Source organism: Sphingobacterium sp. JB170, from assembly GCF_900163865.1.
Classification (GTDB): domain Bacteria; phylum Bacteroidota; class Bacteroidia; order Sphingobacteriales; family Sphingobacteriaceae; genus Sphingobacterium.
Genome location: NZ_FUKU01000069.1, coordinates 12,782 through 28,527 on the forward strand (window position 1 = coordinate 12,782; position 15,746 = coordinate 28,527).

The following is a 15,746-nucleotide window of genomic DNA, read 5'->3' on the forward strand; positions in this document are numbered from 1 at the left end:
GTGTTAATGAATAGCAATGTCAGATAACCAATCTTTTGTATTCACTTGAATCGTACTGAAATGATAATTTTGCATCATCTTTCGACGATTCGTGATGGCCTCATGAAACATGATGATCTCTTTTGCCAACTTTTCGTTCTTGATATGGTGTAGAAATTCGGTCGGCCGAAGCAAATTAGGCGACGCTAATCCGAAGGGCGTTTTTAAATACGTTTGGTTCAGCGAGCTCGGTTTGTTTACGAATAGTGTTATGTCATCAATTTCCTGCCAAAATCCCGTGCAAACTGACTCGTCGCGAACATCGTATTCGAATTGTGCTTCTATAGGGGTTGTCAGCCTCGATTTGTTTGTCGCATCTAGCGTTGCCGTGCTGAACATTGTCGCCGAGGCGAGCGAATTATCACCACGTAGTATAAGATAGTAGGTCTCGTAAAATGTCTTTTGCTTGATGTAAACGTCAGATTTGATTTGATCTGTTTTTCGCAAAGAATCTTCGTGTGGTATGGCATTTCTAAATTGATGACCATCTATTACAATTCTTCTTAAACCCAACATTTCCAGTCGGTTTATCAAATCTGCATCCTCAAAACTATATCCGGTAAAGCCTTCATCATATCCGCGTACGCGGAAAAAGTCGCACTTACGGACAGCTATTTTACCTAAAAAGTCGCTGTTTCCAGTAATCCAGTCTTTTGTATTGGGCGAATAGAATGTGCGTGACGTTGTCGATAGAAATATGTTTGCGTTTGTATCGAACTGGTCAATCAGGTATTCGGCAAACCGTGGTCCGGTAAAGTTGTCAGCGTCAATATTGCAAACAAGCTCACCTTTCGCAAGTTTAAATGCTTGATTTTTCGAATGGCTATGATTATATGAGGCTTTACCTTCAATTCGGTAGTAACTCATAGATCTATTCGACAACATGTCATCATAATTTGAATATAGCCATTCCTTTAAACCGTCGCCAGAACTATAATCGAGAATAAGAAATTCCAATTGATTTATACAATCAATGTTATCTATAATGTTTTGAGGAAGCGTCATTTTTAGAAAATCTAACCTATCCATAATTGTTGTGCATAGGGTCAACTTTATATTGTTTATCATGGTTTATAATTTTAAGAAGATATCAAAGATCGCCCTTGAAGATTCTAATTATATTCGTTAATGAGGAACGATTACTAATATATAACGCTATTTTTTGTGATTTGTTGTGAGATATGATGAATTAATTTTATTATGTTGATAATTAGAATGTTGATTCTTGTTGGTGGACACTCAGCGATATCCCCGATTCCATATTTCAACATTAAAGTCGACACTTTTGTTTGTATTTAGTTATTTTGGTAGGTCGAACTTTGGTATGGAGATAATCACCGACTTTATAACAACAGCGACAAGTTGTCATAGTGAGCGTATTGAGTATTCGCCAATATTAAGGCTAAAGATTAAACTTAAGATCTTAACCGGAGATTTATCTACAATGTAAATGGTAAGTAGAAAGGGATCCAGTGCTGAGTTTAGGGCTGGATTAACGTTCGCGGCTCTAAAGGCCCCATGAACTGTTACGGAATTGGCTGTCCTTTCGAAGTCCTTCCCACACTGATCGAAACATGAAAGAGGCATTTCCTAGAAGAAGACAGTCGGTTGTATTTTGAGAAATCTGTTAATGTGAAGGTTCAACATGCGGAGGAATCCTGTGTACACGAACAGATCGGCAAGCTTCAATGTAGAATAACTGGTAAAAAAAGAAGTTGTCTTAAGCTTCAGTGTGTGAGGTTGGTGGCATATGGTCTATTAGGAAACATCCACGGGTAAAAGCGAGAAAGTATGCTTCTGAAGATCCACCATTCCGGATTCCATTGTGTACTCAATGTAGAAAGCGAACTGAATATGGCGTTGCGCGGGCTAATTGATCGGTTTTTTCTGGTGAACGTGCGCAAGGGTGTTGTGTTGATACGCGCGTATCTTTGGATGATTGAAGATGATGGGATCTATGTAAAATGGAGACGTTGTTTGATGCGTCTAATGGCAGTTGGCAATGATACGCTTGGGCCCGTATGCAGTCTTTCCCAGACCAAATTTATTCTCTGTTGGGTTGTTCCCCAGGACTTACACGATTTTGTGATACTTGTGCTTTCTAAGGGTTTTGCATGCAGCTATTCCTAGTTCTTTCAGAAACCTTCTGTTCTAGCGGTTGCAATCGATCTTGTTGGGCAATACCGTTTGTAGAGAATTTCCGAAGCTACTCCGGCATTTTGTGCGCTCGTCGGTATGCATGCAGCCTCATTATATGCGTCCCATTCGAGATTATCCAGTAATGCAAATCCAGAAACTAACTTTAGGTTAATTTTCGTGCCAAACTCCACTTTTTCCGTAGACTTTCCTGTAACGATAGGACGAACGTGAGGCTGATGAATATTGACAATTCTGTCATTTATGCTGTATGCCGATGTCCGTAGGATAGGTGATGTCGTGAGGGCAAGGAGTCACATCAACGTTGAGCTAGCCCGATGATGCGGTGGATCCTCAGGATTGTTTTTACCATTCCAAATTCCCGATAGAACCTACTCTCGATGTTCAGAATTTAGAAAAACGATGAGATTATTTATCTTCACGAACCCACCTTTGCCAAACGGTTTTCGAAACTGAACAAATAGAGAATAATCAAATGGCTCTACATTGCCAAAGCTCGAATAGTCTAAAAAATACTGTATATTTCAATTGAAAAGTATACCACTTTTTCATTTTAAAAGTATACCATTTTTCACAAAAAAAGAAAACTTAGTGACTAATTGAGAGTTTTCAATTAAGAGTATCATCTTCATCGAATGTTCTCGCAATTTTTCATTTTCATTTTTTTTGATTCATTAGTTTTGTTTCTTTCAATCGAAATGACTTTCCGTTCATATTCAGTAAATATGCTTTATGGGTGAGCCTATCTACCAAGGCTGCTGTTAATACAGGATCACCAAATATTTCTTCCCACCGATCAAACCCCAGGTTTGTCGTTATGATTGTTTATTTTCTGCCTGTTCTTAATGAAAGGTGATTGAATAACAGTTCTGCTCTCATTTTATCACGAGACAAATCCGAATTCATCACAGATGATTAGGTCATAGTTCTCAAACCGGAGCTTAGCTTGTCGAAGGGTACGTTCAGAATGGATTCACGCAACTGCGTCAACAAGCGATGGACAGTAGTAAACAACACCTTATGCCCTTGTAGACAAGTCTTTACCCCGAGGTCTACCGCGATATGTGTTTTACCAGTTCCCGGATTTCCTGCTAGAACAATGTTTTGCCCACTTTTAATAAAGTCGAGCTTTTCCAATATCGGAAGTTTCTCTAGGGTATCCTTAGGCAATTGATCTCGTTTTTAGCTTATTCAAATACATTTTTGAAAGAAAGCACGCTTGTCTTATTTACGATTTCTTTCTCGTCTTGGCTCTGTGTTAATATTCTCGTTCCATCAGCTGCAGCAGGAATACCTCATATTCCATTTGCTGCTTGGTTGCCTCCTGGCAAAGTTCCTTAAAATCACGCCTGAAAGCAGGAAGTCGTAATTCTTTGCTGTATTGAATGATGGTTTCATTTCTTTTAGTATCCATGTTATAAGGGGTTTAATTTAGTAATGATGTTTGCTCCGATAATTGTTTCTTAGATAAATGAGCAATGTGATCAAAAGGAATGGGTGGGGTTGGAATGGATTGATTCCCTAAGAGTACAATGATCATCTCTGTGGATAGCTGTCGAACTCCTGATGCATTCAATCGATTCACTACTGCTTCCAACTGCTCATTATTAATCTGGTTTTTATGGCAATAATCTAACAAGTCAATAAAGTCTCGTGCTTCATTTTCAAAATGGGTCAGGAATAATTGTTTCAAGTAAACACTACTGGCAAGCGCAACACTTCCTGACAAAGCTCCCGGTTTCTGTTTAAAGGTTCTCAGGTAATGCTCTATGCAAATTACCCATTGATGAGTTTTATAGCTTCGTTCGTGTGAGGCCACTATGTCATTGAGTTCAAAGATCTGTATTCGCCTGCTGAGTATCTTGACATGAATAAATTTGCCTACTAAACGATCGGGAACTGAGTACCGGTTGGTACGGTAACTAATGGTTGAGTATTTATCCACTATGAGCTGTATTTGCTCGGCACAGGTTAGTTTAAAGGGAGGTATAGCGCAGGTTGCTCTTTTGCAAGTAATTCATTAGCTGAGAGTCCTCTGGTTTGTTGCTTCTTTGCGATAAGCCTTTTCAAAGTGGACTGCAACCATCCTTGAGCCTCCTCAAGACTTGAAAATTTACTTTTTACGCCAAAAGATTTGTGACGTATGTATTCAACGTTTCGTTCAACATGGCCTTCTTATGTAAAACTTTACATAAGAAGGGGCACATAGAGCGTTCAATTTGTAAATGCTAAGTGACAATTTATTATTTTAATGGGTTGATTTCAAAGGAATTTTGGTCATTATTTTCGACCTTTTTCTTAATTTTTTTAGTTTTTAAGTCAGTACTCCCGAAGCTGTAGCTTATACTAAATACAAAAGATCTATAGTTTTGCTGAACAAAAGTATGCGAATCAAATTCAGGTACGGAATAGTCGTTTATACGCGTATAGTATGTTTTAAAAGGATTGTTCACTGAGGCAAAAATTGACATCTTTTTCTTGAGTAGTTGTTTTGTAAAACTGATCGAATACCCCGTAAAGGAATTAGATTTACCTTGAAGGAACACATTAGGCCCGGTATGTCTTATGGATACGTTCGACCTAAAAGAGCTTGAAATGGGGATAGACATATTGAAAGACATATTTCTTTCTAAGCCCTCATTTTTCAATTTAACATCTTTATAGAGCCCCTCTAGTTCGACGTAAGATAAGCTACCGTTGAGGCTCATTCGAATGTTTTTGAGAGTATATCCTAAATTTAGGTTTGCGTCATAGCTGTTCTCTCTACCAATATTAGCGTACGATATATTGATTAAGGAGTCACCCTGAGCGTTGAAAACTTGTTCTATGGCGTTATTCGTGTAATAATAACCGAAATCGGTTATCACGGATAGCTTATTTATATAACTATAAGAAAGGTTGTAATTGTGTCCTTTCGTTGGGCTCAGCAATGGGTTACCTACTGATACAAAGTTCGGATTTGATCTATCGCTAAAGGGACTCATCTGTGATATGTTCGGCCTTGTAATACGTTCGTTATACGAGCCATTAATGCTGTGATGTGCACCTATTTTCCGTTGAATAGCAAGCGAGGGGAGTAAATTAAATTTATGCTCTTGTGTACTGTGATTGTCTGGGAATGTCATCAGATCCATTCTCAGACCTCCTTTGTACGACCAGTTTCCTTGTTCGTACCCGATGGTTTGATATAGGTTAAATACGTCGTAATTAAAATTAAATTCATCGCTATTCAATGTTCCGTTCGCAACGCCGTACTCGTACTTACTGGTGCTGTTTCGGGACACGAACTTACCGCCAGACTCGAGCAATAAATTTCCAGATTGATTTTCATAATCTATCTGAAGCGAATTTTCTGTATATCCGAAGTCATTGTTTTGTTCATTCGCGTCCCAGTTAATTCCCGTGTAATGTAGATTGTCACGTACTGCATTTCTTGATGTTAAATACTTGTAGGAGAAGTTTAAATACTCTTTTGCGTTGTTTTTAAAACCTCGTTGATAATTAAAGTCCAGGTCTGTGGTATTCCAATAGGGGCTGCCGTTTTGGTGTATGGTATAATCTTCAGGCGTACTAGACTGGTGATTTAGAATTTCGGACGTCATGTCATAATTGTAGCCATTCCAGCTGCCAGCTAACGACAACATATTTAAGGAATCTATATCAAATAGGACTTCCCCGCGAATTAATCCGGTGTTACCTTCAAATTTTTGCTGTCCCTGTTGTTCGACTGTTTGGCCGTCATGAAAATAGATATTGTTTGCGGTAGAAGTGGATGGCGTTTTCTGCATAGAGCCTGAGGTCATTAGGCTAAATTGAAGTCTATCCTTTTTTGCGTTCGCAGAGAGACTAGCTAGGGGACCAAGAGGATGCATGTACGATGCGCCAACATAAATATCGTATCCGTTGTCCATCTCCTTTTTTGTCACAATATTGATGAGTCCCGCGATCCCTTCTGCATCATATTTTGCGGGTGGCGATGTTATAACTTCTATGCGTTGGATATCTTTGGAGGGCATCGCTTTTAAAGCTATGCTTGGGTTTCCCGAAAATAATGCGGAGGGTTTTCCATTGATCAATAATTTGAAATTTGATTTTCCTTTCAGTGCGAGATTGTCTTGTCCGTCGACGCTTATCAAAGGTACTTTTTGCAACATATTTAAAGCGTTGTAAACGTCTTTATCCGGGTCGCTTTGTACATTATAGGTGATCCGGTCAATTTTTCTTTCAATCGTTGGGGGTACGCCGGTTATTTCGACCGTCGAAATTGTGTTGGCTTTTGAGTTTAGTAAAATTAGGCCAAGGTCGATGTGATCTGACACGGTGTCTGAAATGTGGACTCTTTTGGAATGGTAATTTACGTGAGTTATTTCTAGAACTCTCACTTTTTGATCGGTTTCAAGTAGAAAAGTGCCGCTATTCGAACTCATCGTTTGTGGGGATTGGTCGATGTGCCGTAAAGTCACGGTAGCGTCTGGAATAAGCTGGTTTGTTAGCGAATCCACGAGTATTCCCTTTACTAGGATCGTTCTTTCTTGCGCAGTAGCAAAGGAATAAAAGAAAGAAAAAGAAATTGTAAGTAATACATTAATCTGCGTACGGGTCATATGAGCTTATAATTAATCGAGGGTTTAAATTTATGCGATCTGTCACGTCAGGGCGATGATTTCGGCATATTTCTATATCCACCGTCTGAACGGATTTCCATGTTAACTTTGTGCGATGTCTATCGTCATTAACAATCACTTTTGCGAATGATACCAACGATTGCGATGCGGTTTACATTTTCGAACGATCTACGAATAAATCGACGATTCTTTATCTTACCCGGTTTATCAATCAGTTGAATTTTTATTCAGGTAAGAAGTAAATATAGTAATTAATTTTAAACATATAGATTAATATTCGAAATTGTCTAAGGGTCGACGTACTATAAATTTACATTGACAATTAACTTCAATGGGTCTGCATTATTCCATTCTGCTTTTTTTTATTTATCCCTGAAGCTGGATTATTGGATCGATCGGCTTTGAGTATATTTAACGCCAGTTTCCTTACAACCGAAAAATTCTAAAGGACTCTTCGATGACTTGTGGTGTGATAGTTTTGGACGAATCCTACATCCAGACGCCTGTGTAATTGATTCTCGATCTCCTAATGTGCATAGATTTAATGATGAAAATATGCTGTACCGTTTTGTTTATTATAGGTGTAATATCTATGCTGCGTATTGTGTTTATAACCTATGATTCGCTCTGAAGGGGGGGGCATGAAAATTGAAGAAAAGCCAAAACGATCTGTAATTGTCTACGAGTATAAAGGTAGGAGTTACAGGAATAGGAAATTTGCTCATTTTTTTCTGTACACATTTATTTTTTTTCCATTAACAATTTTGGTTTGTGAAATTTCTATCAGATCATTATTTCGCACCATAGCAGTTGAAATATATGAACTAGAGTAATCCCATTTCAATACCGAAAAATATTCTTTGATCTCATGGACCGTAAGTCCAATTTTAAATTTCTGCTCTTTCAAAAGATAGTATCGTATGGCGTAACTAATACTAGGCTTCTTTTCTAAAAGTGGACTATAAGCGGTGTGATGTTTATGTTTCGCTAATAGATTATGACGAAAGTTGTCTTCAAATTTTATTTTACTATTATTCATTTTACGAATATCAATTTGAAAAAACGAGGCGGACTTATTTATGTCATCGACGGTAAATAAAGACTGCTGTTCTCTTATTCGCTTAATCGTTCTTACTGACTTTTCCAATAGATTTGCAAATTCAACATCGGTGATTCCTGATTGGTCGATAAGCTTTAAAATATTTTGTGTAACTGTGAGGCGGTTAAGATTCTTCATGTCACAAAAGTCTTTCAGGTCATGATAACAAAAAGTGACATTTTATTCTTTTTTTGTTATTTATTATGTACCTTTGATTTTATAATAGTAAATGTGAGTATTTAATAAAGAGTCTTGCGGCTACATTTTTCTCAGGCCGTAACGCAGGGCAGTAGTTAAGTATCCATATCTATACTTTTATGCTATATTTGCATATAAGATAGATGTGGGGCTACTGTAAAGCCGTGTTACGTAAGGCCTGAGAACTGAAAAGTAGCCACGGTTTGTAGCCCCACATGTATCATGTGGCCTAATTAGCAGGACTCGTTTTTATCCATAACGAGTTATGAAATATAAAAAACAACTTTACAAGAATCTTATCTCGGCGCCAGTATAATCTGGCCCCACGTTAATCATTGGATGCGTTGACACGATACCGTTTGAACCGACATATGAATACCAAGAAATAACCCGCATTCCATCCCAATTTATTTACTAACAGCGTCGCGGTAACCGACCGAGCTTCGAAGACTGTATCAACAGTTTTCGAATTCAATTTTACCGTGGTCGCGTAACCTTAAAAGAATGCGAAAATTACGCAGATGGGAGAACTACGCACTTTTGCGAGGCTTTATTCCCCAAATAATTAATACCATTTTTAAATCAAAATATAACCAAAGCAGAACGCTTTTCAGCTTGATTTTATCTTTTTCGTTATTGTTTAGTAATCTAGTGTTTGCTCAGGAGCCCCGTCAGGACAGCGGGGCCGATGGGCCGACGACGATTAGTCCTGTGCAAACAGGAAGTTATTTACCTGAACGCCTCTGGAACCTTCCGCTACAGATTGTAAACCGTCAGGAAGGAAAAGAGCATATTATGCTGGGTGACTACAAGGATAATAAACTGATTATCCTGGATTTCTGGGCGACCTGGTGTGGGCCGTGCCTATCTTCCCTTAATGAGGTAAATAGCTTTTATAAACGCCTGCCTGATGATGTTCTATTTTTGCCGGTAACTTACGAAAGTAAAGAGAAGGTACAACAGCTCTTAAATGAGAAGAACTGGATTATGCCTTCTGTGTACGGAGATACAATATTAAAGAAATATTTCCCTCATCAGAGCATGCCTTTTGTGGTTTGGATAAAAGACGGTAAGGTGATGAGCAGTACGGGGGGGCAATATTCAAAACTTGCCACAATAGAAGCATTGCTAAAAGATGAAGAGGTAGCCATGCTGCAGGACGCAAATGTGGAGTTTAATACCTATGACCCGGTAGATACGAACAATTTTTTGTACCGCTTTGAAATCGGGTCGAGGCAGAAGTCAAATATTGGCGGTACTATCTGGCAGCCTGCCGGCATTAGCAGCTATAACTTGTCCTTTGTGAATATGCTAGGTCAGGTGTATATGGAACGTATACCGGAATATGATCTGCCGTATCGGCTAAGATGGGAAGTAGCGGACAGCGTGCGCATAGAACTTGAGCGCCACGGCCAGTTTACAGGAAAGTATGAGGAAGATGTAGCATGGCAAGAGTGGTTAGGGCGGAACACATTCTGTTTTAAGCTCGAGACTACACTGCCAAACGTGAAAATATCGCGGCCTGCAATTCGTCTGGCATTGGGGGAGGAGCTGCGGCTATTTTTTGAGCGCAGCCGAGGGGTTACATTTGGTCTAGTGAAAAGAAAAGCTAGCGCATATGTTATACGGCCCGCCGCCGATTACCGGATATGTCAGGCACAGCTTACTAGTGGTAGTGTTACCACTGGCTTCCGGTGGATGTCTCTTACAGCATTTCTATCCACCTGGCGACCAAAGCTGTCACGCGCCGATCTGCCACTTCTAACGAAATTTTCAACTGGAAACGCGAAAATGTGGCTGCCAGATCTAAAAGACGCCAGCGAAGCGGAAATCATTAAGAAGTTAAGGATGGTTGGCGTCGTGGTAGAAAATAAACAGACAGAAATAGAGATGCTAATTATTAAACCAAAAAATGCGAATTTATGAAAAATGTATTATCGGGAATACTGTTTCTACTCTGCCTATGCTGCCAGAGAAATAATGTGCTAGCTCAGCAGCGCTACATGGCACGAGTAGTGGACAGCCAAACACGCTTCGCGATAATAGGGGCTACTGTTCGCGACAGTATGGGGGCTTTCCTATCTGCAAGTAATGAACAGGGGGAGTTCATGCTCCAAGAGATGACAAAAGGGCAAATCGTAAAGATCAGCGCAATGGGGTACCAGGAACAGCAGTCGAGGATAACGACCAGTGACACATTATTCCTTCTTATCCCAGATTCGCACATATTGGAGGCTGTCGAGGTTAGCACGGGCTACCAGAAAATTTCTAAAGAGAGATCCGCAGGCTCATTTTCCTACATTGATCAGTCGCTTATTGAACGTTCAGTGAGCGCGGATATCATTTCGCGCCTAGAGGATGTGACACCTGGCCTTCAGTTTGACAAGCGTAGCAGTAACCCTTCAAATGGAAATAGTGGAACCTCGCTGCGGGTACGCGGGATAAACACAATCAACAGTTCTTCGAGTCCTTTGATTGTTCTGGATAATTTCCCCTATGAAGGTGATATTGAATCCATCAATCCCAACGATATTAAAAGTGTGACCGTACTTCGGGATGCCTCAGCAGCATCTATATGGGGTGCAAGGGCGGCAAATGGCGTGATTGTCATAACTACAAAGTCAGGTGCAGCTAGTGGGGATATGAAGATAAACTATAGCGGGAGCACCGAATGGACGGAGAGACCTGATCAGTATTATAGTCGGGACTTCATCAGTTCGGCAGACTACATTGAGCTAGAGCGATGGTTGTTCGGCCAAGGCTATTTTGACGCGCAAGAAAACTCTTCGGCCCAGCCTGTGCTTTCCCCCGCAGTGGAGCTACTAATAAAAATGCGCGACAACTCCAGTCTTGAGCAGCAGGTCGACGATGAACTGAAACGCATGTCAGGGCTCGATGTCAGAAGGGGTATTGACCGTTATCTTACGCGTACTGGTTCGGCGCAACAGCATCACGTGTCGATATCTGGCAGTCCCGCCAGAGCCGATTACTACGTTTCTGTGGGTTACAATAACGATCTCAATAATCAGGTATCCCAAAGTTCAGGGCGATTCACACTGACAACGCGTAATACCTTCCATGTGCTTCCGTGGCTCCGGTTGAAATCGGACATCAACTGGATGCGCGGAGAAGAAAAGGATAAAGGTCTTTTTTCAGGAATATCCAGTTATCCATATAATGAATTGATGGGTCAGGACGGTCGTGCCGGTTCGATATATACTGGCTATCGGCAGAACTTTAAAGAGGAATCTATGGCGCAGAGCGGAGTGGACTGGCTTTACAGGCCATTGGAGGAAATGGACAGGTACAGCTCTAACGGTGTTACCAACAGGTTGATACTCAATTCCGGACTGGAGGTAGATATCCTCGACGGTTTGTCTCTGCAAGGGATGTACCGATACCAGACCCGACGCGGAGAAACGACGATGGAATATTTTTCAGATTCTTACTACGTTCGAAATTTGGTAAACAGATACATGCAGAGTGATGGTGTTAGTAAATTTCCGGACAACGGCATATTGCGGCTGGACGGTACGGATGAAAAAGGGTATGACATTAGGGCGCAGCTAAACTACCGTAAATCGGTTGGGGAGCTGCTGGATGTTGATGCTTTGGCAGGATATGAAAGGCGGGAGTTGATACAGGAAGGTTCTATTGCACAGTATTTTGATTACGATAGGAATCTACTGACAAATAACAACCAACTGGATTATGTGACGCGTTTTCCGGTTAAGCCCAGCGGAACAGCACGACTGCCAACACCATTAGCGTCTCTAACGCGGCTGATAGACCGCAATGTTTCCTATTATGGGAATATTGGTCTTTCCTTTTCCTCTAGATATACGCTGACCGGTAGCTTGAGGTGGGACGCGTCCAATCTTTTCGGAGTAAAGGCAAACCAAAAGGGTACCCCACTGTGGTCAGTGGGAACAGCGGTGTTTTTAAGTTCGATGAAAGCGTTCCAAAGGCCGTGGCTCGATATGCTGAAATTGAGGTTGACATATGGCTACAACGGGAATGTGAACACAGGAGCCAGCGCAGTAATGACGGCATATTATTCTACGAACTACAGCACAGGGTTGCGGTATGCAGAAATTAGAAATCCGGGTAATCCGCAGCTCCGGTGGGAGCGTGTAGGCGTGTGGAACCTGGGCGTCGATTTTTCATTATTTGACAACCGTCTTCAGGGTAGTGTCGATGTATACCGTAAAAGAGCAACAGATTTGCTGGGCCAGCTTGAAACCGATCCCACCAATGGTTTTGTTGTCATTGATCAGAAGAAGAATTTAGTCAACTATGGCGCGATGGATACGCGTGGCCTTGATCTGCAGCTGTCGATTACTCCTCTGCGGCGGTCGTTTGAATGGCGCATCGACAAAATAATAGGATCCACGGGAAACAAAGTTACTCGCTATGAGTTTGATGCTCTGAGCGGCGAGACTTTAAGGACCCGGGTGGGAAATGCATATTCCGGAGCGATCGTCAAAGAGGGAGTGTCATTGGATGCTCTTTACACGTTGCCTTGGCACGGGCTAGACGAAGCAACCGGCAACCCGTTGGTTATGTTGAATGAACAGAAGAGTCAAGATTATACAGCTTATATAGCGCAGCTTTCAGTAGAGCAATTGCAGCACCAGAAGATCCAAGTCCCTCGATATTACGGATCATTACGCAATACATTTTCGTGGAAAAATTTTAACGCAAGTTTTAATATTGTCTGGAAAGCAGGTTATTATTTCATGCGCAGTACTGTTAACTATAATACCTTGTACAGTATGAATAAGATGAACAAAGATTATGAGAATCGGTGGCAGCGGCCTGGTGATGAGGAACGCACCGATGTACCTTCCCGAGCGCTGATCACCCAAACAAACTTGGGAGGACGCGATTTTGTCTACGCCTCTTCGGCAGCAGTAATGGAGAACGGTGCACACATCCGACTGCGAGATGTACGGCTAGCTTATCAGTTGCCACAGAACCACAGTTTTGGGAAAGGGGTAAGAGCTACCGTATTTATCTATGGAAATAACTTGGGTATTCTGTGGAGGGCAAACAAACACGGGATTGATCCGGATCTTTCACAAGCAACTTTGCTGCCAGGCCGTTCGTGGAGTGCCGGCCTTCGGATTGATTACTAACAAAAAATAGAAACGATGAAAGCAAGAATATTAAAATACGCGATGTGCCTGGTTGGCCTGTCGTTCGGATGTAGCGAGCAGTGGCTGGACGTAAAAAAAGATCAGAAATTGATCGTGCCTTCAACCATTGAGGATTTTCAGGCGCTACTGGACAATACGACGATCTTTAATATGAGTGATGGTTACTTGGGAGAAGTATCTAGCGATGATTATTTCTGTCAAGACGACCAATTGGAGTCAGCGACCGAAAGTCAGCGACGTGGGTATGTCTGGGATAAAGAATTGGTAGAAACATATTCCAATACGAACTTTAATGACTGGGCTAATAATTATCAGAAGATTTTCTATGCGAATGTGGTGCTGGAAGGTTTGAACAAAATGGAGGCAAAGAAAGACGTAGCGGCCTGGAGATCATGTTATGGGCAGGCGCTTTTTTGGCGCTCGTGGGGCATGTTTCAACTTTCACAGCTTTTCTGTATCCCGTATGCCCCCTCCGGGAATTCAGGAGTATTGGGTTTGCCTCTTCCTTTGGAGGCGGACATAAATATGCTGCATGAAAGAATGGGATTAGATGAGACATATCATCAGATAAAAGACGACCTTACCTCCTCGATTGACTTTTTGCCCCCGACGTCTAACGTGAAGACTCGACCCTCGGCCCTTGCGTCCTTTATTTTGCTTTCAAGACTCTGTCTTATAACCTCGGAATATGCCCAGGCATTAATTTATGCAGAGTCGGGATTGAACATAAACGACAGATTGTTAAATTATGCCGATCTATCATCGGATGAAGCTTATCCATTTGTAACAGAAAATTTGGAGGTTGTACTTCATACAACAATGAGCTACCTTCCTAATGGTGTACTTGCTGAGGGTCGCTTACGGGTCGATACCGTACTATATAAAATGTATAATGAAGCAGACTTGAGAAAAGACCGGTTTTTTAAACAGATCGATGATTATCATACTTTTAAAGGGATGTATACAGGGACGCTTCAGTTTTTTGCGGGTCTTGGAATGGACGAACTCTATCTTAATTTCTTTGAAGCAGCGCTTAGAGTCGGTAAGCGTGATATAATCAAAAAATCTCTAGATTATTGGCTATCTAGCAGGTACGTGGAAGGATATGATCTTATTTGGGACAACGATGGCGATATTCTTGATTTTATTATGAAAGAGAGGAGGAAGCAGTTAGTATTCCGAGGAATAAGGTGGTTTGATATCCGCCGGTTAAACCAAAATGAGGGGAGCGAAATTATACTACAAAGAAAGATCAAGGGTGACCTCATCACACTCGCCGCAAATGATCCTAGGTATGTTTTTCAGATTCCGACGAATGTTCTTTCTCTTAACGCAAAACTGATTCAGAACGAAAGATAATTTTAACTCCTACGTTCTTAACGTAATTTTTTTGGCGAACCAATTGCAGATACCTTGTTCGATAACTGATAGATGAGAAGCGTGTTTATCACGTTTTACTACGGCACTTTAGTACTCGCTTATAAGGCAGCAACAAAGATAATGGTAGCGACTTCACCGTAAGGATAGAAAACGGACCCCACTATTAGGGGGTCCGATAACAGTGTAGCATGGACGAAGGTTAGTTTGTAGATGCTTTTCTTGTCGTTTCCTGAATTAATTGATCGGGATCTTGACTTGCATTATCTATTGGAGCATCCCCTTCAGAGGTAAGATCCTCTTGATTAAATGAGACAGCACAATATGCGGTTCCAGTTGAACAGTCTGCTGGCGGTGCCGACATAGGGTTATCCTTATCAATATTTCCGGCCTCATCTGTAGGGAACCATACCAGGGCGAGGTTACCCTCGGCAGGCCGTTGCGCGAATGTGTAGGCTGAAAAACTGGCTGTGAAAATAAGCGCCAAAGCGAACATCATCACGCGTTGTGAAATTTTTAAATTTCTCATTGTTTTAAATTTAATTTTTAAAGAATTTTATTAACTATATAGTCTTTTGGCAGACGTGCCCTCAGCGGTGGCTCGTCCAGAGCCATCACTTCGATGTTGTGATCGTTTTATTACAGCAGCACTAAAGCTGATAAACAAGAAAAGAATGTTAAACAATAGGTGAATATTCCAATCCAGTTTTTCGATAAGCAAATTGCATTTACAGATATAAGTGTTTGCTCCCAGAAAAATAGCCATTCCTATGTAATTTGTATATGCCGTCATAAGAATAGTAGAAATGCGTAACGCAGTTGATGTATAGCGCTGGAACGCCAGTAGTGATGCCGTCAAAAGCTCGGATATGGGAAGTAGATATGCGAGAATCATGGCTGCGAAGTCTGGGAACGGTTGCGCCAAAAGTGCGGCTTTAAAGGAGTTAAAGTGGTACACTTTGTCCAGTCCAGACAATAGCCACAAAATTAAAAGTATGATTTGAAAAGCGGTAAGTAAATGAACGTGTCGTTTCATATCTGTTTGTATTTGTTTACAATAACAAAGTTAGAGGGAATGATAAACGGACGGCG

Annotated in this window: 11 protein-coding genes and 1 pseudogene; 4 read left to right on the plus strand and 8 right to left on the minus strand. The window is 41.1% G+C overall.

The window, feature by feature from the left end; translation table 11 throughout:
* Positions 1 to 3: 3 nt before the first annotated feature.
* Positions 4 to 1,107: a glycosyltransferase gene (locus FM107_RS17910; RefSeq protein WP_086949855.1), complete on the minus strand. Its 1,104-nt coding sequence runs from the start codon at positions 1,105 to 1,107 to the stop codon at positions 4 to 6.
* A 723-nt stretch (positions 1,108 to 1,830) separates the two neighbouring features.
* Here FM107_RS17910 and FM107_RS17915 point away from each other — a divergent pair.
* Entirely contained in the window at positions 1,831 to 2,169 is a 339-nt protein-coding gene (locus FM107_RS17915; protein ID WP_143559532.1) for a hypothetical protein, read from the plus strand.
* 684 nt (positions 2,170 to 2,853) lie between these two features.
* Here the strand turns inward: FM107_RS17915 and FM107_RS20115 are convergent.
* The 5 genes and pseudogenes from FM107_RS20115 to FM107_RS17935 all read right to left on the minus strand — a co-directional run bounded on the left by FM107_RS20115 (position 2,854) and on the right by FM107_RS17935 (position 8,058).
* Positions 2,854 to 3,366 (minus strand): annotated as a pseudogene (locus FM107_RS20115) (ATP-binding protein).
* Between the two features lie 88 nt (positions 3,367 to 3,454).
* Positions 3,455 to 3,610: a hypothetical protein gene (locus tag FM107_RS19815; RefSeq protein WP_218779043.1), complete on the minus strand. Its 156-nt coding sequence runs from the start codon at positions 3,608 to 3,610 to the stop codon at positions 3,455 to 3,457.
* 12 nt (positions 3,611 to 3,622) lie between these two features.
* Positions 3,623 to 4,213 (minus strand): hypothetical protein, encoded by a 591-nt coding sequence (locus FM107_RS17925; RefSeq protein ID WP_373408004.1) that lies wholly within the window; start codon positions 4,211 to 4,213, stop codon positions 3,623 to 3,625.
* Positions 4,214 to 4,439: 226 nt separating this feature from the next.
* Entirely contained in the window at positions 4,440 to 6,800 is a 2,361-nt protein-coding gene (locus FM107_RS17930) for an outer membrane beta-barrel family protein (RefSeq protein ID WP_086949858.1), read from the minus strand.
* A gap of 742 nt (positions 6,801 to 7,542) precedes the next feature.
* Positions 7,543 to 8,058 carry a hypothetical protein gene (locus FM107_RS17935; protein ID WP_086949859.1) on the minus strand — a complete coding sequence of 172 codons (516 nt, stop codon included), beginning with the start codon at positions 8,056 to 8,058 and terminating at the stop codon, positions 7,543 to 7,545.
* A gap of 564 nt (positions 8,059 to 8,622) precedes the next feature.
* On the opposite strand from FM107_RS17935, the gene FM107_RS17940 reads away from it, so the two are divergent.
* Genes FM107_RS17940 through FM107_RS17950 form a run of 3 tightly spaced genes read left to right on the plus strand, consistent with a single transcriptional unit; the run spans position 8,623 to position 14,636 of the window.
* Positions 8,623 to 10,044 carry a thioredoxin domain-containing protein gene (locus FM107_RS17940; RefSeq protein ID WP_086949860.1) on the plus strand — a complete coding sequence of 474 codons (1,422 nt, stop codon included), beginning with the start codon at positions 8,623 to 8,625 and terminating at the stop codon, positions 10,042 to 10,044.
* On the plus strand, positions 10,041 to 13,256 hold the full coding sequence (locus FM107_RS17945) for a SusC/RagA family TonB-linked outer membrane protein (RefSeq protein ID WP_086949861.1): 3,216 nt from the start codon (positions 10,041 to 10,043) through the stop codon (positions 13,254 to 13,256). Before FM107_RS17940 ends, FM107_RS17945 begins: the two co-directional genes overlap by 4 nt.
* Positions 13,257 to 13,271: 15 nt before the next feature.
* Positions 13,272 to 14,636, plus strand: coding sequence for a RagB/SusD family nutrient uptake outer membrane protein (locus FM107_RS17950; RefSeq protein ID WP_086949862.1), 1,365 nt, complete (start codon positions 13,272 to 13,274; stop codon positions 14,634 to 14,636).
* 220 nt (positions 14,637 to 14,856) lie between these two features.
* Here the strand turns inward: FM107_RS17950 and FM107_RS17955 are convergent, their stop codons facing one another.
* Entirely contained in the window at positions 14,857 to 15,183 is a 327-nt protein-coding gene (locus FM107_RS17955) for a hypothetical protein (protein WP_086949863.1), read from the minus strand.
* 30 nt (positions 15,184 to 15,213) lie between these two features.
* On the minus strand, positions 15,214 to 15,690 hold the full coding sequence (locus FM107_RS17960; RefSeq protein WP_086949864.1) for a MauE/DoxX family redox-associated membrane protein: 477 nt from the start codon (positions 15,688 to 15,690) through the stop codon (positions 15,214 to 15,216).
* Positions 15,691 to 15,746 lie beyond the last annotated feature (56 nt).